The following is a 22,230-nucleotide window of genomic DNA, read 5'->3' on the forward strand; positions in this document are numbered from 1 at the left end:
ATGGGCCGCCCCGCCCGCCACGCCACCGCCAAAACCTTCTAGAATGGGCGCCGATCATGCGCCGCCCGTTCCTGCCCCTCGCCCGCAACGCCGCCTGCCTCTGGCTGGTGCTGGTGTTGTTCGCGCTCAAGGCGCTGGTGCCGCCGGGCTTCATGCCCGCGACCCAGCAGGCCGGCACACTGATCCAATTGTGCTCCGCCGCCGGCACCATCTGGGTGGCCGGCCCGTCCAAGCACAGCGACGCGCCCGACGAACGCCACGCGGCCCAGGCCGCCACCTGCCCCATGGGCGCGATGCTGGCGACGGTGGCGCTGCCATCGGCGCCCGCGCCCCTGCTTGCCGCCGGCACGGTGATGACGCATCCGCTGGCGGCGCGCGCGCCGCCCGCGATCCACGAAGGTTCCCCGCCCGGCCCGCCGCTCGGTGCCCGCGCCCCACCCCTGCTCCCGCTGGCCAGCTGATCGTTCCGCCGCGCGTCGCGCGGCTTGCTTCGCCTACCGGGAATTTCCATGGTTTCTCTTTCCACCAGGACGCATCGCGTCCTGCAACGGCGCGTGGCCGTCTGGACCGCGCTCGCCTTCACGCCGGCGCTGCATGCGCAATCTGCGCCGTCCACCCCCGCCGCCGCCACGACCGCCGCGCCGGCCGCGGCGCGCGGCGTCGCCACCCTGCCCGCCATCGCGGTCTCGGGCGACACGCCCCTGGCCACCCTGCTGGAACAGGCCAGCACCGGCACCCTGCTGGGCCTGCGGCCGTTCGACACGCCGGCCAGCATCGACGTCATCAGCAACGAGCAGCTGCGCGCGCGCGGCGCGGTCAACGTCACCGACGCCATCACCCAGGCGGCCGGCATCAGCGCCATGCGCCACCCGGGCAACGGCGGCTCGTCGCTGTCGTCGCGCGGTTTCACCGATTCGAACTCGGTGGCCCAGCTGTTCGACGGCGTGCGCCAGTTCGGCGGCGTCGGCCAGACCTTCCTCTATGACCCCTGGGCGGTCGACCGCATCGAGGTGCTGCGCGGCCCCGCCTCGGTGCTGTATGGCGAAGGCGCCATCGGCGGCGTGGTCAACGTGATTCCGAAGAAACCCACTCGCGGCCCGATCGAGAACGAGATCCAGACCACCGTCGGCACCCACGACACCCAGCGGCTGGGCTTCGGCAGCGGCGGCGCGCTGGACGACAAGTGGTCGTACCGGCTCGACATCAGCGGCAGCCACAGCGATTCGGGCATCAGCCTGGGCGACGCGCGCGACCTGGCGGTGACCGCCGCGCTGCGCCTGGACGTGTCGCCCGAGCTGAACTTCACGCTGACCCAGGCCTATGCCTGGCAGGAGCCGACGCGCTACTTCGGCACGCCGCTGATCGACGGCAAGATCGACTATGACCTGCGGCGCCAGAACTACAACGTGGCCGACAGCAAGATCATCTACCGCGACAGCCGCACCGACCTGAAGATGGAATGGTCGCCGAACCCGGCCACGCTGGTGCGCAGCCGCGTGTACTACATCGGCAGCGACCGCGACTACCGCGACGCCGAGAACTACACCTGGCAACCCGCCACCGGCCTGATCCAGCGCAGCGCCTACACCGACATCCGCCACGACCAGCAACAGGTCGGCAACGTCACCGACGCGTCCTTCGACGGCCACCTGTTCGGCCTGGCCAACAAGGTCGCGGTGGGCTTCGAACTGAACCACGCCACCTTCAAGCACACCAACAATTCGCCGTATTCCGGCACCTCGCTGGTGGACCCGTACGACGTCGATCATGGCCGCTTCATCAACGTCGCCGGCACTACGCCGCGCTATCGCAACAGCGCCGACCAATACGCGCTGTTCGCCGAGAACCGCCTGATGCTGACCAGCCGCTGGTCGGTGCTGGCCGGCCTGCGATACGACCACATCGACCTGAAGCGGCGCGACCTGGTGGCCGACCAGACCGCGTTCGACACCACCTTCAACAATGTCGGCTGGCGCATCGGCACCGTCTACGACCTGCTGCCCACGCTGTCCGTCTACGGCCAGTACGCCGAGGCCGCCGACCCGATCGGCAGCCTGTTGCTGCTGTCGCCGGCCAACAAGGACTTCAAGCTATCCAAGGGCCGCCAGGTCGAGGTCGGCGTGAAGCAGACCTTCTGGGATGACAAGGGCCAATGGACGCTGGCGGCGTATCACATCCGCAAGGACAACCTGGTGACGCGCGATCCCAACGATCCGACGCTGCGCATCCAGGTCGGCGAGCAGTCGTCGCGCGGCCTGGAAGCCACGCTGGGCGTGGAACTGACGCCAGCCTGGCGCGTCGACCTGAACGCGGCCGTGCTGCGGGCGCGCTACGACGACTTCAGCGAATCGGCCAATGGCGTGGCGGTATCGCGCGCCGGCAACGTCCCCACCGATGTGCCGGAGCGCGTGGCCAACGCCTGGGTCAGCTGGAAGTTCGCGCCGCAATGGACCGCCAGCGCCGGGGTTCGGTACGTCGGCCGCCGCTTCGCCGATGCCGCCAACCGGCTGGAAATGGCGGGCTACACCACCACCAATCTGGCCCTGCAATGGGAGCCGCGGCGCGACCTGACGCTGGCGTTGCGGGCGTTCAACGTGTTCGACCGCCAGTACGCCGAGACCGCCTACTACAACCAGACGCAGTGGCTGCTGGGCGAAGGCCGGCGGGTCGAGCTGAGCGCGAACTACCGCTTCTGACTCACTGGGTGAACAGGTCGGAGATCGCGTCGCCCAGGTCCTTCACCGCGCCGGCCACGCCGCCGGCCGCGCCCTCGGCCCCCACGCCGATGGCGCGGCCGAAGCCGCGCGCGATCTGGGCCGCGAAGCCGCGCGAGGCCGAGAACTTCGGATTGTCGAGGCTGCCGGCCAGCTTGAATTCCATGCGCAGCGTGCCCTTGCGGTCTTCCAGCGCGGCCAGCACCGCCTTGCGCGGCAGCGAGAACAGCGAGCCGTCGCCGCTGAACTTCAGGTCGTGCAGCGCCACCACGCCCGATGCGTTCAGCTGCCGCTTGGCGATGGTGGTGCGCATGTCCAGGTCCATCGCGCCGCCGGCCAGCGATCCGGCGCCGTTCTCCGCAAGATACGGCGCGGCATAGCGGATATCCATGTTGCGCACCGCGACCGTCATGTCGGCGTCGCTGCCGCCCACCTCCAGCGAGCCGCGCGCCTGAACCGTGGCCGCGCCGCTGCGGTTGTCCCGCACCGAGCCCTTGAATTCCATCTGGCTTTGCTGGCCATCGGCCGGCAACACCAGCGGATGCAGGCGCGCCGACACGTTCTCGAACGGGATGCGGTGCGGCGGCTTGGCGATCACCGAGTCGATGAAGTCCAGCCGGCCGCCGTCCAGGATGATGTCGTCGGCCCGGATCGGCCCCTTATCGCGGGCCCGGCCGCCGTCGCCATCGGCCTCGCGCAAGGCCGCCTGCAGGGCCGGAGAGATCTGCATGTCGCCGTCGGCGGTGCGCAGCACCGCGAAATCGAATCCCTCGACGGTGATCTTGCGAAACACCAGCTCGCGCCGCAGCAACGAGCCCCAGTCCGGTTCGGCCACCACGCGTTGCGCGCTGGCGGGCGCCACGCCTTGGGCGCCCGTGATCCTCACGTCCGTCAGCACCACCGCGTCGAACCCCAGCCGCACGTCTGCCACCTGGGCCCGCGGCCCCAGCAGGCCGGCGATGTGGCGCTCGATGACGCGCATGCCGATCCACGCCGCGGCCCCCAGCAGTAGCACCGCGAGCACCACGGTGATCAGGAGCTTCTGTGCGAACGAAAGGCGCGGCTTGGCAGTGGCGGTGGCCATGAATGGTCCTGTTGGCGAGGCGCGGGACGCGGCCGCGTCCCGGCGGGTCTTCGGGCGGCCCTGCCTGGCACCTTAGCGACCCGCGCGCCATGGCGCAAGGCATGTGGCGGCACCGGTGCGTGGCAACCAGGCCCGCACGCGACGACGCCCGCGCCGGGTTTCCCCGCGCGGGCGTCGTCGCCACTCACCCTGTGCCTGCCGGCGCGGCGGCCGGATCGCGGGCTTGCTACGGGCCCGTCAACGCATCAGCGCTGCGTCTGCGACCGCTGGCCGGACTGACCCGGCTGCTGCGCCGGATTGCGGTCCTTGTCCATCTGCTGGCCGCCCTGGCCGGGCTGTTGCTGGCCCGGTTGGTTGCGGTCCTTCGGATTTTCCTGCGATTGCTGCTTTTGCGGCTGCTGTTGCTGGCCGGGTTGCTGGCCGGGCTGATTCGGGTTTGCCATGACAAATCTCCTAGTAGGCGGAACCACTTCCGCCAGGGATTCCCTAGCAACTGCCGTGCCCGCCCGGGCGTGGCGCGCGCGCCACCCCGCCGCATGATGCGGCACCGGTAATTTCAGGACCCGGGAAGTAAAAAGCGCGGCTATTGCGTGGTGACGTGCGCCGGCAGGCCGGTCTCGGCGTCTTGCGGATCGAAGGCGTCGAGCCAGGCCGAGGCATAGCTGGCGGGCGCCGCCAGCGGTTCGCCGCGGTCGCGCTGGACGCGCAGCCGCATCATCAGGTCATCCAGCGGCATCGGCCGGCCCAGCGCGTAGCCCTGGCCATAGCGGCAGCCCGCGGCCCGCAACGCCGGCACGTCGGCCACGTTCTCGACCCCTTCGGCCACCACCCGCCACCCCATCCGGGTGGCCAGCTCGGCGGCCGTGCGCAGCACCTCGAAGGCGACCGCGCTGCGGCGCATGCGCGTCACGAAGTACTGGTCGATCTTGACCTCGGACAGAGGAATCGCCGACAGCAGTTTCAACGAGGCGTGGCCGGTGCCGAAATCGTCCAGGCTGACCTCGCAGCCGGCCTGTTCCAGGCGCTCCAGCGTGGCGCGCAAGGATTCCAGCTCCTTGATGGGCTGGTCTTCGGTCAGCTCGACGCGCAGCAGCGACGCCGGCAGTTCGGCCACGTGGATGCGCTCGAGCAGGAACTCGACCGCGCGCTCGTCGGACAGGGTGGAGGCCGGTGCGTTGATGGCGATGGGAATCGCCATGCCGGTGCGCCGCATGCTCTGCAGCATGTCGATGACGCGCTGCGCCACCCGCTCGAACAGGATCCTGTCCAGCCCGAGCCGGTTGACGGTGGGAATGAATTCAGCCGGCATGACCACGCCCAGCTGCGGATGCTGCCAGCGCGCCAGCGCCTCGGCCGATACGATGCGGCCGGTCAACAGGTCGACCTGCGGTTGCAGGAGCACCCGCAGTCCTTCTTTGCCGGTAATCATGGCGGCGACTTCGTCGTCGCTCACCACCGAGCTTGTGGAAGCCTCGTGAGTTGGCGTCATGTTCGCTCCTTAAGCACCCCGGAGTACGGCCTGCGCTGTCCGGGCGCAGAGCGGGGCACATTGGACATGAGTATTCACAGTCGGCCTGCAGGAATATCTTGCTACCTTGCTTCTTACTGCCTTGTGTACTACCCAGCGTATTCGATCGCCAATGTTTTTTTATGCGATTTTGCGCATTTACTCCAGAGTATTTTGCACCGCTGCGGCGCCAAAGTCACACATGTGTAACCAGTGGTATTCAGGCCATTCAGATTCATGAAAACCGCAATATTTGGACGCTCCGATGAATCACTGCTCTTTGTCCTTGTCGACATGGTAGCGTTGCGACTTTTCCGCCGTTACGGCCTCTTTTTCCACCCCGTTTTCGCGTGACTACCCTGCTCTCCCGCTGGCGCGTTTCCCTGCGCCACGTCCTCTGGCTGGACGCCCTGCAAGCCGCCGCCATCAGCGCCGCGCCCGTCATCCTGGCCGTGCTGGCGCACGAGCCGCGCCTGGGCTGGACCGCCATCGCCGCCTTCTGGGCCTGCTTCGGCGACCCGGGCGGCCCGCTGCGCCAACGCGCCGCCTCGATGCTGGCGCTGGGCCTGATCGGCGCGCTGTTCTGCTTCCTGGCCAGCGCCAGCGCGCACACCCTGTGGTGGCTGCTGCCGCTCACGTTCGTCTGCTGCACCTTCGGCGGCCTGCTGCGCGTGCTGGGTCCGGCGGCGGCCATTGTCGGCACGCTGCTGTCGGCGGGCTTCGTGGTGGCGGCCGAACTGCCCGCGCCGACGCTGGCGGCCAGCCTCTCGTACACCCTGTTCTTCGTGGCCGGCGCGCTCTGGGCCATCCTGATGACGGCGCTGGTCTGGCGCCGCCGCCCCTGGAAGGACGCGACCCACGCGGTGGCGCATTGCTATCGCGGCCTGGCCGATTTCGCCGACGCGCTGGCGCGCATGTATTCGGGCCTGGCGCCCGCCGCCGGGCCGCAGGCCTGGAGCGCCGTCACCCGTCCCCAGCGCAGCGGCATGCGCGCGGCGCTCGAGGCGGCCCGCGTGCGCATCCGCGAGGTGCAGGATGCGCGGCCGTCGCGCCGGGCCCGCGCGCAGCAATTGTTCTATTTGCTCGATAGCGCCGAAGACAGCTTCATCGCCCTGGTGGCCGCGGCCGATCTGCTGGAATCGAATGCCCCGCGCTGGCTTGGCCGCGCGGCCGGCGCCAACCTGTCACACGCCTTTCATCGCTATGCCAGCGTCGCCAACGCCATCGCCAGCACCTCGGACGTCAGCGACGCCAGGCAGGCCGACTGCCTGCGCGAACGGCTGGCGCATTTCGGCGCCGGCCTGCACGAACTGCGCGGCGCCGCCATGGCCTACGCGCCCGACCTGGCGACCATGGTGCCGGTGCTGGACCGCCTGCAGCAGACAGCCCAGGCGATCATGCAGGCGCTGTTCGACCAGGATGGCGCGCCCGTCGCGCCGGCCCTGGCCGCGCGCGCCGATTCGCCGGTGCGGCAGGCCTGGCGCAGCCTGCGGCAGAACCTGCGGTTCGAATCGGATGCGTTCCGCCACGCCCTGCGCGTGGGCATCGGCGCCACCATCGCGGTGGCGCTGTCCAAGACCTTCGCGGTCAACCACGGCTACTGGATGTCATTGACGCTGGTGTTCATCCTGCAGCCCTATTTCGCCACGACCTGGCAGCGCACCGTCGAACGCGTGATCGGCAGCGTGGCCGGCGCCATCGGCGCCTCGCTGCTGGGCCTGCTGCTGAGCACGCCGCTGTCGGTGGCGCTGGCGGTGCTGCCGATCGCGCTGGGCACGTTCGCGGCCCGCACCATCCATTACGCGCTGTTCACTTTTTTCCTGACGTCGCAGTTCGTGCTGGTCAGCCACATCCAGCAACCCGACATCTACGAGCCAATGCTGGCGGCGCTGCGCGCCTTCAACAGCGTGCTGGGCGGCGTGCTGGCCCTGCTGGTGGGCTTCCTGGTGTGGCCGGAAAAGGAACCGCGCCAATTGGCCGGGGCCCTGAGCCGCGCGCTGGAACGCCATGCCGACTATGCGCGGGCCCTGACGGCCGACAAGAGCGGCGCGGCCCCCGCGGCCGACATCGTCGGCCTGCGCCGCCAGGCCTGCCTGGCCGCCGACAACGCCGAAGCGGCGCTGCAACGGCTGCAGCAGAATCCCGTGCACCGCGACCGCAAGGTGGACACCGCGGTCAACCTGCTGAACGCGATGCGCCGCGTCACCGCCGCCGGCACCGTGCTGGAGATCCAGCCGGCGCTGGCGCCCGACAGCGAGGCCGCGCCGGCCCTGCGCGATTACGGACTGGCGCTGGCGCACGCCCTGCATCCGCAGGAACCGGGCCCCGTGGTCGAGCTGCGCCAGTTGGCGGTGCCGGCCGCCGTCAATGCCGCCGCACCGGCACTGGCCGGACCGCTCGACCGCATCGCCCAGCAGGCGCGACAGGTGCGGCAATTACGCGACCGGGTGCAGCAGGCCTGACCGGCCCGCGGCCGCTTGCGGCAACCCCGCCAAACTGCGGGGCGCTTGACGCGCGTCAAGGGCGGAATGCCCGGAACGCGCAACGATGGAGGCCTACCGCGCTCAAAAGGAGGCCGCCATGTATCGCCGCATTTCCGTCCACCTGGACCACGGATTCGATTGCCCCCGCCGCACCCGCGTGGCGCTGGCCCTGGCCAGGCGCCACCAGGCCGAACTGGTCGGCATCTACGCCAGCTCGGCGCCGCCCCAGTACTACTACGGCGAGTCCGTGATGATGTCGAAGACGCTCAACGTGATGCGCGACCTGCAGGCGCAGAACCGCGGCGCGGTGCAGAACGCCTTCCTGGAAACCGTGGCCGCGGCCGACGTGCCGGCCGCGGTGCGCGCCGGCGCCAGCTCGCCCAGCGCCAGCATGGCGCGGCTGGGCCGCACCAGCGACCTGCTGGTGGTCAGCCAGCAGAACCGCGAGGACGTCGAGGCCGTGCACGAGAATGAATTCGTCGAACAGACCCTGTTGACCGCCGGCCGTCCGGTGCTGGTGGTGCCCTCCAGCGGCGATTTCCCGGTGGTCGGCGAACGCGTGCTGTACTGCTGGGACGGCAGCCGCGAAGCCGCCCGCGCGCTGGCGGACGCCGCGCCGCTGCTGCGCCTGGCCTCGCACCTGGTGGTGCTGACCATGGACGAAGGCGCCGCCACCCGCGACGACGAACCCGTGCCGTTCGAGGACCTGGCCACCTACTGCATCGCCCAGGGCATGCCGGCGCCGGACCACGTGCGCCGCGACATCAAGGGCGTCGGCGTCGGTAGCACCATCCTGAACGTGGCGGCCGACTACAGCGCCGACCTGATCGTGATGGGCGCCTACGGCCACAGCAAGTTCCGCGAATGGGCGATGGGCGGCGCCACGGCGTCGATCCTCAGAAGCATGACCGTGCCGATCATGTTCTCGCACTGATCCCCGCCTGACGCCGACGGCGCCTCAGCCCTGCGGCACCGGCGTCAGCACCGGCTTGCCGGCGAAATGCGCGGTGGCGTTCTCCAGGAACAGCGCCACCGTCGCCGACACCGCTTCCGGCGAGCGCCCCGCGCTGTGCGGGGTCAGCACCACGTTGTCCAGCTTCAGCAGCGCCGGCGGCACCACCGGTTCGCCTTCGACCACGTCCAGCCCGGCGCCGGCGATGCGGCGTTCAGCCAACGCGGCGATCAGCGCCTCGGTATCGACCACGCTGCCACGCGCGATGTTCACCAGATAGCCTTGCGGCCCGAGCGCGTCGAGCACGGCCGCGTTCACCAGGTGCCGCGTGTCGGCGCCGCCCGGCGTGGCCACCACCAGGAAGTCGCTGGCCTCGGCCAGCGCCAGCGGGCTGTCGTGATAGGTGTAGCCGCTCTCGGGGCGCGGCCGCCGGTTGTAGTAACCGACCGTCATGCCGAAGCCGTTGGCGCCGCGCCTGGCGATCTCCAGGCCGATGGTGCCCAGGCCCACGATGCCCAGGCGCTTGCCCGATACCTGCGGCCCCATGAAGCCATTCCAGTGCCCCTGGCGCACCCAGGCGTCGGCCTGCGGCAGATGGCGGGCGGCGCCCAGCAGCAGCGCCATGGCGTGATCGGCGACCGAGGTGGCGTTGGCGCCGGGGCCATGCGTCACCCGCAGCCCGCGCGCACGGGCGGCGGCCACGTCGATGTTCTCGAAGCCGACGCCCAGCGAACAGATCAGTTCGAGATTGGGCAGCGCCGCCATCTCTTCGGCGTAAAAGCCGGTGGCGCCCCGCGTCAACACCACGCGGATCTCGTCGGCGTGGTCGCGGATGGCCTGGGCGCGCCGCTCGGGCGTGGTGGCAAGAATGCAGCGAAAACCGCGGTCTTCGATGACCGGCAGGAAATCGTGCGCGCTTTCAATCAATATCAACAGGGGGATCTTCATGTCGCTACGGGTCGGAGGCGGTGAAACTGGAATGGCGCCAAAAAAGCGCCGGCAGATATTACGCCTCGGTACAATTGCGCGCCACCCGCCGTCGCCGCCATTGAACGCAACATGAAAGCCAAGCTCCGCAAGTCCCTGCGCTCCGCCGTGTCATTCCTGCACCGCTGGACGGGGATGATCCTGGGAAGCGTGCTGGTTTTGGCGGGCCTGAGCGGCAGCCTGCTGGCTTTCGACCACGAGCTTGACGGCTGGATGAACAGCGCCATGCTGCGCAATACGGCGGGCGTCTGCGCCGCGCCGCTGCCGCCCTCGGCCGCCGCCCGCGCGGTCGAGCAGGCCTGGCCCGGCGCCGCGGTCGCCGCCATCACCCTGCCCCAGGCGCCGGCCGACAGCTACCGGGTGCAATTCAAGCACGCATCGACCGCCGACAACGAAGCCGGCGTGGACGCCTGCTCCGGCCAGTTGCTGGCCAGCCGCGACCGCGACGCGGTCACGCTGGACCGCGCCCACCTGATGCCGCTGCTGTTGCGTTGGCACATGACCCTGCTGCAAGGCAAGACCGGCCGCGAAGTGCTGGGCTGGCTCGCGGTGGCCTGGGTGGCGCTGCTGCTGGCCGGCATCTACCTGGCCTGGCCGCGGCCGGGCCACTGGCGCCGTTCGGTCACGGTGACGCGCGGCGTCGGCGCCTTCCGCACCAGCTACGAACTGCACCGCGCCGCGGGACTGGTCTCGGCGCTGTTCCTGCTGGTGGTGGCCGGCAGCGGCTTCTTCATGGGGTTGCCGCAGCTGGGCCGGCAACTGGTCGCCAGCGTCGCGACCCTGCCGGCCGACGCGCGAGGTGCGACGCAGGCGCCGCTGGCCGCGGGCGAAACGGAAATCGGTTGGGATGGCGCCGCCGCCCGGGCACGCGCGCTGGCGCCGGCGGATGCGACGCTGGTGATGCTGCGCCGCGACCCGGCGCACGGCGTCTACCAGGCACGCGTGCGCCGCGCCGACGACTGGCAGCCGGTCGGCACCTTGCGCATGTTCCTCGCGATGCGCGGCGGCGATCTGCTGTCGTGCGCCGATCCGATATCGGGCACCGCCGCCCAGCGTTTCCTGGCGGTGATGTTCCCGCTGCATTCCGGCAGCCTCTATGGCCTGCCGACCCGCATCCTGACGGCCGTCCTCGGCCTGCTACCCCTGCTGTTCTTCGTCACCGGACTGGTCATCTGGATCAGCCGCCGCCGGCTGCAGCACCGCGGCAGGCAGGCGGCGCAAGCGCGCGCCCGCGCGGCGCGGCAACAGGCCTGAACCGCCGCCGGGCGGCGTTCGGGCCTGGCCCCGTGTGCGCGCCGGGCCGCCTTCGCGCCGGCCCGGCGCGGCCTCGCGCTATATGCGCCCTGTCAGCAGCAGCACGATCAGCACGATGAGCACGATGCCCAGCAGGCCGCTGGGGTAATAGCCCCACCCCCGGCTATGCGGCCAGGCGGGCACCGCGCCGATCAGCAGCAGGATCAGGATGATCAACAGAATGGTAGACATGATGGCTCCGTTTGTTCTTGGTTGATGCGCGGGCGAGCGCGCAATCAGTGGATCGTCCGGCGGGTTTTCTCCGGATGGGGCGGATCGAGCGGTGGCAGATCCACTTCGGGTTCATCGGTGTCGGGATCCACCGGCAAATCTCCCGGCGGCGACCCGGGCGGGATCGGCTCCGGCTTGGGCGGAACGTGCAGTTGCTGAACGTAAGGCATGACGTGCTCCTCTGAAGATGCTGCTTGGGGCGCGGCCGGAAGATCCCGGCTCGCGCCTTGCCCCGCCACGCTGGCGCTCACTGGCGCGCCAGCGCGAAAACGCGCGACAGTTCCCGGTTGAACGCGGGAATGTCATCCGGCTTGCGGCTGCTGATCCAGCGGCCGTCCACCACCACTTCCTCGTCGACCCACTGCGCGCCGGCATTGCGCAGGTCATCGGCCAATGACGGCCAGCTGGTCAGCTTGCGTTCCTTGACCAGCCCCGCCGAAATCAATAACCAGGCGCCATGGCAGATCACCGCCACCGGCTTGCCCGCTTCATGCATGGCTCGCACGAAGGCGCGCGCCTCCGGATGCAGGCGGATCTCATCGGCGTTGACCACGCCGCCGGGCAACAACACGGCGTCGAACCGTGCCGCCTGGGCCTCGGCGAACATCAGGTCGGCCTCGACCGTTTCGCCCTTGTCGTGATGGCGCATGCCCTGCACGGGCCCACGGCGCGCCGACACGACCACCGTGCGCGCGCCCTGCTGCTGCAACGCGTCACGCGGATCGGTCAGTTCCACCTCTTCAAAGCCATCCACTACCAGGATGGCCACATTGAAATCCTGCAATGTCTTGCTCATTCGATACTCCCTGTCTGCGGCGGAAAACGCAGCAGCAAGTGGCGTGCCCGCATACCGCCCCCCCGCGCGGCGAGTTCGGCGCGGCCGCGCCGGCGCCGGGCACGCGAGTTGCTCTGCGCTGGCGCCGATTGCTGGAGAAAACATGGCAAACCGCAGCCAGCAGCCGACGGCCAGTGCCGCCGCCGACGACCTGCTCTACATGGACGACACCGGACCGGGCTATTCCCGGGTACGGGTCAATGGCACGACCTTCCAGTACCGCGACGCCGCCGGCCGACGGGTCACCCGCGCCGCCGAGCTGGCCCGCATTCGAGCGCTGGCGATCCCGCCCGCGTATGAGGACGTGTGGATCTGCCCCGACCCGCGCGGCCATCTTCAAGCGACCGGCCGCGACGCCCGCGGCCGCAAGCAATATCGTTACCATCCCGCCTGGGCGAGTCAGCGCGATGCGGACAAATACCAGAGCCTGAGCGCATTCGGCGCCCAACTGCCCCGCATCCGCCGCCAGGTGGGACGCGACATGCAGGCCCCGGGCCTGCCCCGCGCCAAGGTGGTGGCCGTGGTCGTGCGCCTGCTGGAAGACACGCTGATCCGCATCGGCGCGCGTGAGTACGCCCGTACCAACAAGTCCTATGGCCTGACCACGCTGACGCGACGGCATGCGCGCGTCAGCGGCGACAGGCTGCGCTTTCGCTTCCGCGGCAAGAGTGGCGTCGCGCATGACGTCACGCTCAGGGACCGGCGCATCGCGCGGATCATCAAGCGCTGCCTGGACATTCCCGGCCAGCAACTATTCCAGTACCTGGACGAGGAAGGCGATGCCCACGGCATCGATTCGGACGCCGTGAACGCGTATCTGCGCGAGGCGGGCGCGGCGGCGTTCACCGCCAAGCATTACCGCACCTGGGCCGGCTCGGTGCTGGCGTTCGCGGCGCTGCAGGCCCGTCCCTACGTCGATGAGCGCCAGGCCCGGCAGCAGGTGGTCGACGTCATCAAGCAGGTGGCGCAGCGCCTGGCCAATACGCCCGCGGTGTGCCGCGCCTGCTACGTGCATCCGTCCATCCTCGACGCCTACCTGGCCGGACGGCTGCCGCCGAGGGCCGCGGCGCCGCCCGGTCCGCGCGGCCTGGACGCCCACGAACGCCGCCTGCTGGCATTCCTGCGGGACCCGGCATGAGGCGCCACGCGGGCACGGGCCGTCACAGGATCGACGAACGGGCGTTCTTGGCGCGAGGCTGTGGCTCGGCGCTGTCAGCCCAGTTCGACTCGGTCTGGTCGTCGGCCACCCGGCGGCCATCGCGCGCCGCTTCGTCCGGCGTGGCCGCGGTGGGTTTGGCCGGCAGGCGTGGCACGTCGACCGGCCCCTGCGGGGGCAGCAGCTTGCCGTCCTGCCCCGTCGCGGCTGCCTTGCCGCCCTGCCCGGTTGCAGCGGCCGCCTTGCGGCCGGAAGATCTGGAAGATGTCATCTGCGCGCGCTCCATGAAGCCGTACGTGTCGATCCATGCTACGGCAGGCACGCGCCCGATGCCGCGCGCGGCCCGCCCAAATTGCAAGCGGATGTGGCAACCCTCGCAGCGGCGGAGGTTCCCCGGTAAAACGAACATTCACAACGAGATGCAATGCAAGATCCCTGTGGCGCCGAACCATGCCAGCCTTTTCCCATGCGCCGCGCCCTCGAGGGTCCGCGGCCATGCTTTCGCCAACGCAGACTTCAGGAGCTTCCCCATGGCCAATAACCACACTCCCCTGCCTTCGGATTTTCCCGAGAACGGTCCGGATCGCGACGCGCGGCGCCGCCGGCGCCACCCGGAAAGCTGGATCGACGACCTCGAAGCGACTTTGAGCGACGCGTCCGCCACCGACCTGGAGGCCTTGAAAATTCGCCTGGCCGAACAGTTGCGCGACACGCGCCACAGCTTGCGCGACGCCTCCGACAGCGCCCAGGACATGGTGCGCGAGACCATCGACTGCACCGAGCAATACATCCATGCGCGCCCGTGGCAGGCGATCGGGCTGGTGGCGGGCGCCGCATTCCTGTTCGGCGTCGTGGTCGGCCGCCAATAGCGCCTGGCCCGTCCCCACGCCGCCTTGGGCGCCGCCAGGGCGCCACGGCGCGCCGGGAACGGCAGTTGCTTGGATGCCCTCGAGGACGCCTTCACGTCCGTCACTTCGAGGGAGATCGGCATGACCCAATCCGACAAAGCAGCGACGGGCGCGCGGCCCCACCCGGCCCCGCCCATGCCAGGCCAGCACCTGTCCAAGCCCGGCACGGAAGCCGAGATGGCGCTGCGCCCGCAGTACCTGGCGCCTGATTATCGCGGCAGCGGCAAGCTGTCGGGAATGGCGGCGATTGTCACCGGCGGCGATTCCGGCATCGGCCGCGCGGTCAGCGTGCTGTTCGCGCGCGAGGGCGCCGACGTGGCGGTGGTCTATCTCAACGAACACGAGGACGCGCGCGAAACGCAGCGCGTGGTGGAGGCGGAAGGCAGGCGCTGCCTGCTGCTGCCCGGCGACGTGCGCGACCCGGCCTTCTGCGCCGAAGCCGTGGAAACGGCGGCGCGGACCTTCGGCCGGCTGGACGTGCTGGTGAACAACGCCGCCTACCAGCAGCACGACGAAGGACTGCGGGACATCAGCGACGAAAAGTGGGACAAGACCCTGCGCACCAACCTCTACGGCTATTTCTACATGGCGCGCGCCGCGTTGGCGCATCTGCGGGCAGGGGCCGCCATCATCAACACCGGCTCGGTGACCGGCCTGCGCGGCAGCGGCGGACTGCTCGACTACGCCTCCAGCAAGGGGGCCATCCACGCCTTCACCCGCTCGCTGGCAGCCAATCTCGCGCCTCAGGGCATCCGCGTCAATGCCGTGGCGCCGGGACCGGTCTGGACCCCGCTGAACCCGGCCGACCGCGACGCCGAAGCCATCAAATCCTTCGGCAAGAACACCGATCTTGGCCGGCCGGCCCAGCCCGAGGAAATCTCGCCCGCCTATGTCTTCCTGGCCGCGCCTGCCTGTGCCAGCTACATCACGGGCATCGTGTTGCCGATCACGGGCAGCGCGGGGGACTGAATCCGGCCAGGCCTTGATTCCCCGCCCGCTATTTCGCTGGCGCCACCGAGGCCGGCGCCGCTCGTTCGGCGGGCGACACCGGCGGCGGCTCGCCGCGCGTGGCGGGCGGCATCCTCTCGGGATTGGCGGCGGGATCGCGCTTGAGCGCGCGCGCCAGCGCCAGGTGATCGGCCAGCGCCGACTGGTGGCGCGCGGCGAACTCCCGGACCTGGGCATCGCCGCCCTGGCTTGCCGCCGCGCGGTACAGCGACTCGGCCTTCTCGTGGGCTTGCAACGCCACCTGCTCGACGTACAGCGTATCGAATGCCGGGCCGGTCTTGCCCGCCAGCGCGTCCAATGTGCGTTGGTCCGCCGGCTCCGCCTTGTCCGGCAAGGGCACCCGCCTGGCCTGCGCCAGTTGCCGCAGGTCACGATCCAGGTCCTGGTAGCGTGCCTGCATCTTGCCGGCGAAAGTGCGCACCTCGGTGCTGGCGGCGCGTTCGCCGGCCAGCCTGGCCGCCTGGACCTGGAACGCATCGGCCGCCGCGGCCGCCTGCAGGAAATGGCTGTCGGCGGGCGGCAACGCCTGCGCGCGCGCCGCCAGCGGCGCGGTCAACAGCGCAAACAGGCAGGCCGCAAGCAGGCCCCGCCACATCATCTCGTTGTTCATGACCGTCTCCTTGCCCGCCCGCGGGCGGATCATTGCGGCGCCGACGGCGCCTCCACATGCCGTGGCGGCTTGAGCGGATCGAAGTCCTCCCATTTGCCATCCAGCCAGCGGCCCTGCGCCCGCTCGATATCATGCCCGCCGGCATCACGCAGGACGCCTCGCGCCGCCGACTCGCGCTCCGGCGTGACCGGCAGCGCCAGCATCACGCCGGCCTGCCGCAAGGGAGGATGCTCCGGTGAAGCGGCCGCCGCCGAGGGCCGGCGCCGACGCCTGCCCGCCATCCACAACGCCCCGCCCAGGGCGCCCACATACGCGCCGGCGCCGGCGGCCGCGGCCACCACCAGGATGGCCGCGCCCGCCCACAGCGCCACCAACCCGCCCGCCAGCGCGAACGCCAACCCCACCAGCGCGGCGCCCGCCAGGGCGCCGAGGTGGGCGCCGCGCGCATCCGGGTCCGCCACACGGTCGCCGCCCAGGGGATAGCGCGCATGCTCGCCGGCCGTGTTGATGTAGAACGTATGGATATCGCCCTCATCGAATCCCTCCAGCCGCAGGCGTTGCGCGGCCTCGCGGGCTTCGTCGAAGGTCTGGAAGCGTGCGGCGACAATCAAGGACATGGCGATCTCCCGGGCGTGGATGGCATCGAAAGCCTGGCAGCAACTGCCATGCCTGCCACCGCGGCCCGGGCACGCGGCTTGCTGGGATGGATCCAAACCAGACGATCGCGGGAATCCCTCCCAAAAACCGGCCGGCTTTTGCACTGCGCGACACCACGGCCCGGCGCCCTGCCGCCGGCACAGGAGCGGATATGCATGCCTTGAGCGACAACGACGAAGCGCCCGTTTCCTTGGAGATCGACAACATGGCGCCTGGGACCGACAGCCCCCGTGGGCTGGGATCGCTGGACTGGATCGCCCTCATCGCCCTGGTGGCCGGCGGCTTGAATACCGGCCTGATCGCTGCGGTCAACCTGGATCTGTTCGCCCGGGTGCTGCCCTGGGCCATGGCGGCCCGCGTGGCCTACGGCCTGGTCGGGCTGGCGGCGCTGCACTGCGTGGTGCTGCTGTTCCGCCTCGGCGCCGAGGCGGATTGAGCGCGCGTCAGCGCCCGCCTCCCGGCTCGCGCGTGCCGGGATAGCGCCCGCCCTCCTCATATTCGGGACCTTGCGGATGCGGCTGTTCATCCGCCCCGCGCCGCGGTGTCGGCGCCTGGGCGCGGTCGGGCCGGTCGGCGCCGAATTGGCCACTGCGTTGCGCCGCCTCGGCATCGCTCTGCGCGGCGTTTGCCTCGCCCTTCTTGTTGGCCTTGCCCTCGTCCTTGGCGCCGGCGCCCTCGGCCGGCCGCGGCCGCCGTGGGCCGGCATTGCGCGGGGTGCTGTCGTTGCTGTTCATGGCGGTTCTCCTGAAGCGATGACACAGGATGGCGAGCAAGCGGCATGCCCGGCGAAGATGGGCACGCCAATTGCTCACCGCTGACGGGCGGCCATCCCCGGCCACCCTCACGCCAAGGAGTCATCCATGAATCTGTCCAAGATCCGCCTGTCCATGACGCTCGTTCCGGCCGCGGCCCTGTGCCTGTCGGCCCTGGCCTTGCCCGCGTCCGCGCAGACCACGCCGGTGCGCAGCAGCGAACAGATCGACAATCAATACAAGATGGACAAGAAGCAGTGCGACGCCATGAAGGGCAACCAGAAAGACGTCTGCCAGCAGCAGGCCGAAGCCACCCGCGACAAGGCCAAGGCCGACGCCAAGGCCGGCAAGGAAAAGGCCGAGGCCAACCATGACGCGGCCAAGGTGCGCAACGATGCCGACTACAAGGTGGGCAAGGAAAAATGCGATGCCATGTCCGGCAACGCCAAGGATGCGTGCATGGCCGACCTGAAGACGCGCTACGGCAAGTAAGCGGGGGAGGCGGACGTCAATGCGAATTTCCCGGCTGCTCTCCCGGCAGCGCATAGCCGGCCGCCGCATATTCCTCGAGCCGGTTGTACAAGGTCTTGGGGCTGATGCCGAGCACGGCTGCCGCCTGTTTCTTCACCCCCTTGCAACGCTCCAGCGTTGCAAGGATCAGGCGGCGGTCGGCTTCGGCCAGCGTCTCGCCCACCGGCACGCTGACCTGTCCGCCACGGACATCGCCGCCCGGCGACACTTGCGGCGTCAGCATGTCCGCGTCCAGTTGGTCGCCTTCGGCCATGATGAAGGCGCGACGCACGAAATTCTTCAGCTCGCGCACGTTGCCCGGCCATTCATACTGCGCCAGCGCCGCGGCCGCCCGCGGCGAGAACGTCTTGGCCCGGCCGCTCTCTTCGTTCTGCGCCTGCAGGAAGCGGTCGGCCAGGAACAGGATGTCGTCGCCCCGCTCGCGCAGCGCGGGCAGCTCCAGCGGAAAGACATTCAAGCGGTAATACAGGTCCTCCCGCAGCTTGCCTTCCTGCACCGCCTGCTCGGGATTGCGGTTGGTGGCGGCAACGATGCGGATATCGCAGGCGATTTCGCGATGGGTGCCGACCCGCATGAACTGCCCCGTCTCGAGCACCCGCAGCAGCTTGACCTGCAGGTCGAGCGGCATCTCGGTCACTTCATCCAGGAACAGCGTGCCGCCGTCGGCCCGCTCGAAATAACCCTTGTGCTGGCGATCGGCGCCAGTGAAGCTGCCGCGTTCATGGCCGAACATCTCGCTCTCGATGAGGTTCGGCGAGATGGCCCCGCAATTGACCGCGACGAAGGGGCGCTGGCGGCGGGCGCTCAGCTCGTGCACCGCGTGCGCGGCCAACTCCTTGCCGGTGCCGCTCTCTCCGACCAGCAATACCGTCACATCCGTGGGCGCGACCCGGCCGATCTGGCGATACAGTTCACGCATCGGCGCCGACGCGCCATACAGCTTGCCGAAACGTCCCGGTTCCTCGAACGGCGTGCCCGGCAGTTCGCCGCCGGCATTCGCCATGATGCGCATCAGGATGCCGTTCAGGCGCTCCATGCAGATCGGCTTGACCAGGTAGTCGGTGGCGCCCAGGCGCAAGGCCTGGACCGCATTGTCGACCGTGCCGTGGCCGGTCATCACCACGACCTCGGCGCTGGCCGTGGCCACATTCTTGAAGATATCCATGCCGCTGCCGCCAGGCAGGCGCACATCCGTCAATACCAGATCGGGCACCTGGCGCTCGAGCTGGATCAACGCGTCCTTCACGCTGGCGGCCAGCGCTACCGTGAAGCCGTTGTCCCGGCCAAGTTCGGCCAGGGTTTCGCGGATGGCATCGTCATCGTCGACGATCAGCAAGTGGGGCATGGCATCTCCTCGAGCCTGGGCGCGGGCGTTGGCGCCTGCGCTGGCGGACCACTTCCGAGCATAGCTAAGTCGCAGCGGCTTGAAGCAACCATTCGTCAGAATCCACCAACATTTTCGATTACTTGCAACTGGTCGCATCCCCACACCGGGTCAACCTCTACCATGGCACCACGATGAATGTCTCCAGCCTGTCCCCCGTCATGCAGAAGCTCGCCACCCAGGTGCGGCTGGCTGCCGAAACCGATGCCAGCGTCTTCATCGTGGGCGAAAGCGGCGCGGGCAAGGAAGTGGTGGCGCAGGCGATCCACGCGGCCAGCGCGCGCCGCGACCAGCCTTTTGTCGCGGTCAATTGCGGCGCCATCAGCGGGTCGCTGGCGCACGCGGAATTATTCGGTCACGAAAAAGGCAGCTTCACCGGCGCGGTCTCGCAGAATGCCGGCTACTTCGAATCGGCCAGCGGCGGCACCCTGTTCCTGGACGAAGTGACCGAAATGCCGGTCGACATGCAAGTGCATTTCCTGCGCGTACTGGAAACCGGCACCTATCAACGGGTGGGCGGCTCCGACCTGCTGCGCGCCAATGCCCGCATCCTCTGCGCCAGCAACCGCGACCCGGCGGCGTCCGTGGCCGACGGCCGGCTGCGGCAGGATTTCCTGCACCGCTTGCTGGTGATTCCGCTGCGAGTGCCGCCGCTGCGCGAACGCGAGGGTGACGCGGTGATCCTGGCGCGTGAATTCCTGGCGGAACTGAATGCACGGCACAACACCCGCAAGGCGTTCGCGCCGCGCATGCTGCAGGCGGTCGCCCGCCACGACTGGCCAGGCAATGTTCGCGAACTGCGAAACGCGGTGCAACGCGCGTACATCCTGGGCGACGAGCAACTGGACATCGACCTGCCCCGACCGCGCGTCGCCCCGCATGCCGAGTTCAAGGATGGCGCCCTGAACGTGCCGGTCGGCACCGAACTGGGCAACGCCCAACGCGACTTCATTCTCGCCACGCTGGCGCACCATGGCGGCGACAAGCGCCTCACGGCCGAGACCCTGGGCGTCAGCCTGAAGACCCTCTACAACCGCCTCGACGTCTACGAAAAAGACGCCGGCGGTCCGACCGCCGCCTGACCCCGCTGGATGGCCGGCGGTTCGAGCCGCCCAGGCAATATTTACCGTCCCCTTGTAATCCTGGTCGATGCCACGGCATCTGCGCGGTCGCCCGTCGCCCGCTCGGCGGGTTGGCACGATCTTTGCGTGATCTAAAGGATATGCCGCCGCTCCGGCGGCAACCTGGCGGGAGAATTCCTTGGGACACCCGATGCAAGAATTGCGCCTGCGCCAACAGATGACCCTGGCGCCCCGGCTGCAGCAGTCCGTCAAGCTGCTGCAGATGTCGGCGCTCGAATTCACAACCGCGGTCGAGTTGGCGCTGGCAAGCAATCCTTTCCTCGAGGAAGCCGACGAGCAGGCGGCGGGTCCGGCCGAGGCCGTGGAGTCCACTGCGCCGGTTGGGGCCCCATCCGACTCCGGCCAGACGGCATCCGACACCGCCAGCGAGCAGCCGGCCGAGCCGCCCGCCACGCCGGAATATGCCGGCGACTATCCCACGGCCCCGCGCGGCGACGGCGAAGACCACGACCTCGGCCAATGGGCCAGCGCGCCGGTCTCGATGCGCGAAAAGCTCTCGCTGGAACTGGGCAACTACCGGCTCGAACCGCGTGACAGATTGCTGGCCGAATTCATCATCGACTCGCTGGACGAAGACGGCTACCTGCGCACCCCGCCGGCCGACCTGTGCGGCAGCCTCAGCCCCGACTTCTCGCCCCCGCCCGAGGAACAGGAGTGGCTGACCGCGCTGCGCCTGGTGCAGCAACTGGACGCGCCGGGGCTGGGCGCGCGCGACCTGCAGGAATGCCTGGCGCTGCAATTGGAGGCGGCGCTCGGCATCAATCCGCCGCTGCGCGCGCTGGCGCTGCGCATCGTGCGCGAGCAGATCGACCGGCTCGCCAAGAACGACGCCGCCAGCTTGCGGCGCGCCTTCAACTGCACCGACGACGACGTGCGCGACGCCTGCGCCCTGATCCGCAGCCTCGACCCCAAGCCTGGCCGGCGCTACGACGCCCAGGCGCCGGCCTACGTCGTGCCCGACGTGTTCGTCGACAAATGGCGTTCGCGCTGGCGCGTGGTGCCCAATCGAAGCGCCATGCCCCAGGCGCGGCTGCATCAGGTGTATGCCGACCTGTTCCGCCGCGCGCGCCTCGATGACCGCAGCCCGATGGCGCAGGAACTGCAGGAGGCGCGCTGGCTGGTGCGCAACGTGGAACAGCGCTACACCACCATCCAGCGCGTGGCCGAAGCCATCGTCAAGCGCCAGCAGACTTTCTTCGAGTATGGGGAAGTGGCGCTGCGTCCGCTGATGCTCAAGGAAGTCGCCGACGACCTGGACATGCACGAATCCACGGTCTCGCGCGCCACGACCAGCAAGTACATGGTCACGCCGCGCGGCGTATTCGAATTCCGCCATTTCTTTTCGCGCGAGCTGCCCACCGATTCCGGCGGCACCTGCTCGGCCGCCGCGGTGCGCGCGCTCATCAAGGAATTGATCGAGGCCGAGGATCCGGCCATGCCGCTGTCGGACGTGGCCCTGGCCCAGCAACTGGCCACCAACGGCATTGTGCTGGCCCGCCGCACGGTCTCGAAATACCGCGGCCAGCTGCGGTTGCCGCCGGCTGAATTGCGCCGCGAACATTGAAGCCCTGAGTTGAATCACTGACTCCCGCGAGGACGGGCGCGACGCCCCGGGCGTCGCGCCCTCTCTCACGTCTTACTTGCTGCCGCCCGTGTTGGGATATCCCGGCGCGGGCGTGGCGCCGGCGGCCGGCGTGCGCGGCACGTTGTCGTTGGCCTCCGGATGGCGCCGGGGCATCTCACCGCTGCGCTTGTCGTTCGGCGTCGACGCGTTCTTGTCCAGATTGGGCGGCGTGGACATCGTATTGGGCGCCGCATTGGGCGCGGGCGCGGCCTGGCCCGCAGGGACCGGCCGGTTCGGCGGCACCGCCGAGCCGTCGTTCGGCGCCGTGGAGGGCGTGGTCGGACTGGCGGATTGGGCCCAGGCGGCGCCGGCTCCGCCCAGGCTGGCGGCAACAACGATGGCATAGGTCATGGCACGAATCTTCATGGGATC

The 22,230-nt window shown here is 69.5% G+C and carries 25 protein-coding genes; 12 read left to right on the forward strand and 13 right to left on the reverse strand.

Translation table 11 applies throughout. The annotated features are described in order from the left end of the window. The first annotated feature begins 56 nt into the window (after positions 1-56). Positions 57-461: a DUF2946 family protein gene (locus tag I6I07_RS24310; RefSeq protein WP_198484063.1), complete on the forward strand. Its 405-nt coding sequence runs from the start codon at positions 57-59 to the stop codon at positions 459-461. Positions 462-509: 48 nt separating this feature from the next. After that, a complete protein-coding gene (locus I6I07_RS24315) occupies positions 510-2,696 on the forward strand; it encodes a TonB-dependent receptor (protein WP_198484064.1) in 2,187 nt (728 codons plus the stop codon). Position 2,697: 1 nt separating this feature from the next. On the opposite strand, the gene I6I07_RS24320 is transcribed toward I6I07_RS24315, so the two are convergent. The 3 genes from I6I07_RS24320 to I6I07_RS24330 form a co-directional block, all read right to left on the reverse strand. After that, positions 2,698-3,798, reverse strand: coding sequence for a DUF748 domain-containing protein (locus tag I6I07_RS24320; RefSeq protein ID WP_198484065.1), 1,101 nt, complete (start codon positions 3,796-3,798; stop codon positions 2,698-2,700). A gap of 245 nt (positions 3,799-4,043) precedes the next feature. After that, positions 4,044-4,241 carry a hypothetical protein gene (locus I6I07_RS24325; RefSeq protein ID WP_006394892.1) on the reverse strand — a complete coding sequence of 66 codons (198 nt, stop codon included), beginning with the start codon at positions 4,239-4,241 and terminating at the stop codon, positions 4,044-4,046. A 140-nt stretch (positions 4,242-4,381) separates the two neighbouring features. Then, entirely contained in the window at positions 4,382-5,287 is a 906-nt protein-coding gene (locus I6I07_RS24330) for an EAL domain-containing protein (protein WP_054434965.1), read from the reverse strand. A 368-nt stretch (positions 5,288-5,655) separates the two neighbouring features. Between I6I07_RS24330 and I6I07_RS24335 the strand changes: the two genes are divergently transcribed. Then, positions 5,656-7,767, forward strand: coding sequence for an FUSC family protein (locus I6I07_RS24335; protein WP_198484066.1), 2,112 nt, complete (start codon positions 5,656-5,658; stop codon positions 7,765-7,767). Positions 7,768-7,885: 118 nt separating this feature from the next. Continuing rightward, positions 7,886-8,722: a universal stress protein gene (locus I6I07_RS24340; RefSeq protein ID WP_198484067.1), complete on the forward strand. Its 837-nt coding sequence runs from the start codon at positions 7,886-7,888 to the stop codon at positions 8,720-8,722. A 24-nt stretch (positions 8,723-8,746) separates the two neighbouring features. Here I6I07_RS24340 and I6I07_RS24345 read toward each other — a convergent pair whose 3' ends face one another. After that, positions 8,747-9,688, reverse strand: coding sequence for a 2-hydroxyacid dehydrogenase (locus I6I07_RS24345; protein WP_198484068.1), 942 nt, complete (start codon positions 9,686-9,688; stop codon positions 8,747-8,749). A gap of 111 nt (positions 9,689-9,799) precedes the next feature. Between I6I07_RS24345 and I6I07_RS24350 the strand changes: the two genes are divergently transcribed. After that, complete coding sequence (locus I6I07_RS24350; protein ID WP_198484069.1) at positions 9,800-10,981, forward strand: PepSY-associated TM helix domain-containing protein; 1,182 nt, start codon at positions 9,800-9,802, stop codon at positions 10,979-10,981. A 78-nt stretch (positions 10,982-11,059) separates the two neighbouring features. Here the strand turns inward: I6I07_RS24350 and I6I07_RS24355 are convergent, their stop codons facing one another. The 3 genes from I6I07_RS24355 to I6I07_RS24365 all read right to left on the reverse strand — a co-directional run bounded on the left by I6I07_RS24355 (position 11,060) and on the right by I6I07_RS24365 (position 12,047). Further along, positions 11,060-11,212 (reverse strand): DUF3309 family protein, encoded by a 153-nt coding sequence (locus tag I6I07_RS24355; protein WP_035360372.1) that lies wholly within the window; start codon positions 11,210-11,212, stop codon positions 11,060-11,062. A gap of 44 nt (positions 11,213-11,256) precedes the next feature. Next, entirely contained in the window at positions 11,257-11,421 is a 165-nt protein-coding gene (locus I6I07_RS24360) for a hypothetical protein (RefSeq protein WP_198484070.1), read from the reverse strand. A 77-nt stretch (positions 11,422-11,498) separates the two neighbouring features. Then, positions 11,499-12,047, reverse strand: coding sequence for a type 1 glutamine amidotransferase domain-containing protein (locus I6I07_RS24365; RefSeq protein ID WP_198484071.1), 549 nt, complete (start codon positions 12,045-12,047; stop codon positions 11,499-11,501). A 142-nt stretch (positions 12,048-12,189) separates the two neighbouring features. Between I6I07_RS24365 and I6I07_RS24370 the strand changes: the two genes are divergently transcribed. Further along, positions 12,190-13,224 carry a DNA topoisomerase IB gene (locus tag I6I07_RS24370; RefSeq protein WP_198484072.1) on the forward strand — a complete coding sequence of 345 codons (1,035 nt, stop codon included), beginning with the start codon at positions 12,190-12,192 and terminating at the stop codon, positions 13,222-13,224. Positions 13,225-13,246: 22 nt separating this feature from the next. On the opposite strand, the gene I6I07_RS24375 is transcribed toward I6I07_RS24370, so the two are convergent. Further along, positions 13,247-13,564 (reverse strand): hypothetical protein, encoded by a 318-nt coding sequence (locus tag I6I07_RS24375; RefSeq protein ID WP_232625724.1) that lies wholly within the window; start codon positions 13,562-13,564, stop codon positions 13,247-13,249. Between the two features lie 208 nt (positions 13,565-13,772). On the opposite strand from I6I07_RS24375, the gene I6I07_RS24380 reads away from it, so the two are divergent. Further along, on the forward strand, positions 13,773-14,111 hold the full coding sequence (locus I6I07_RS24380) for a DUF883 family protein (RefSeq protein ID WP_061071305.1): 339 nt from the start codon (positions 13,773-13,775) through the stop codon (positions 14,109-14,111). A gap of 120 nt (positions 14,112-14,231) precedes the next feature. After that, on the forward strand, positions 14,232-15,119 hold the full coding sequence (locus tag I6I07_RS24385; RefSeq protein WP_035360370.1) for an SDR family oxidoreductase: 888 nt from the start codon (positions 14,232-14,234) through the stop codon (positions 15,117-15,119). Between the two features lie 28 nt (positions 15,120-15,147). Here the strand turns inward: I6I07_RS24385 and I6I07_RS24390 are convergent, their stop codons facing one another. Further along, entirely contained in the window at positions 15,148-15,768 is a 621-nt protein-coding gene (locus I6I07_RS24390) for a DUF4142 domain-containing protein (protein WP_198484073.1), read from the reverse strand. 29 nt (positions 15,769-15,797) lie between these two features. Further along, entirely contained in the window at positions 15,798-16,385 is a 588-nt protein-coding gene (locus I6I07_RS24395; RefSeq protein ID WP_198484074.1) for a hypothetical protein, read from the reverse strand. Between the two features lie 191 nt (positions 16,386-16,576). Between I6I07_RS24395 and I6I07_RS24400 the strand changes: the two genes are divergently transcribed. Next, complete coding sequence (locus I6I07_RS24400) at positions 16,577-16,861, forward strand: DUF378 domain-containing protein (protein WP_198484075.1); 285 nt, start codon at positions 16,577-16,579, stop codon at positions 16,859-16,861. Positions 16,862-16,868: 7 nt separating this feature from the next. Here the strand turns inward: I6I07_RS24400 and I6I07_RS24405 are convergent, their stop codons facing one another. Further along, positions 16,869-17,159, reverse strand: a complete 291-nt coding sequence (locus I6I07_RS24405; protein WP_198484076.1) for a hypothetical protein — start codon at positions 17,157-17,159, stop codon at positions 16,869-16,871. A gap of 126 nt (positions 17,160-17,285) precedes the next feature. Between I6I07_RS24405 and I6I07_RS24410 the strand changes: the two genes are divergently transcribed. Then, positions 17,286-17,669: a hypothetical protein gene (locus I6I07_RS24410; protein ID WP_198484077.1), complete on the forward strand. Its 384-nt coding sequence runs from the start codon at positions 17,286-17,288 to the stop codon at positions 17,667-17,669. A 16-nt stretch (positions 17,670-17,685) separates the two neighbouring features. On the opposite strand, the gene I6I07_RS24415 is transcribed toward I6I07_RS24410, so the two are convergent. After that, positions 17,686-19,053, reverse strand: coding sequence for a sigma-54-dependent transcriptional regulator (locus I6I07_RS24415; protein WP_198484078.1), 1,368 nt, complete (start codon positions 19,051-19,053; stop codon positions 17,686-17,688). Between the two features lie 200 nt (positions 19,054-19,253). On the opposite strand from I6I07_RS24415, the gene I6I07_RS24420 reads away from it, so the two are divergent. After that, on the forward strand, positions 19,254-20,174 hold the full coding sequence (locus I6I07_RS24420; RefSeq protein WP_061074334.1) for a sigma-54 interaction domain-containing protein: 921 nt from the start codon (positions 19,254-19,256) through the stop codon (positions 20,172-20,174). A 190-nt stretch (positions 20,175-20,364) separates the two neighbouring features. Next, positions 20,365-21,798 carry an RNA polymerase factor sigma-54 gene (locus I6I07_RS24425; RefSeq protein WP_198484079.1) on the forward strand — a complete coding sequence of 478 codons (1,434 nt, stop codon included), beginning with the start codon at positions 20,365-20,367 and terminating at the stop codon, positions 21,796-21,798. A gap of 72 nt (positions 21,799-21,870) precedes the next feature. On the opposite strand, the gene I6I07_RS24430 is transcribed toward I6I07_RS24425, so the two are convergent. Then, on the reverse strand, positions 21,871-22,224 hold the full coding sequence (locus I6I07_RS24430) for a hypothetical protein (protein ID WP_198484080.1): 354 nt from the start codon (positions 22,222-22,224) through the stop codon (positions 21,871-21,873). Positions 22,225-22,230: the final 6 nt, after the last annotated feature.

It is taken from the genome of Achromobacter deleyi, assembly GCF_016127315.1.
Taxonomy (GTDB): Bacteria; Pseudomonadota; Gammaproteobacteria; order Burkholderiales; family Burkholderiaceae_B; genus Achromobacter; species Achromobacter insuavis_A.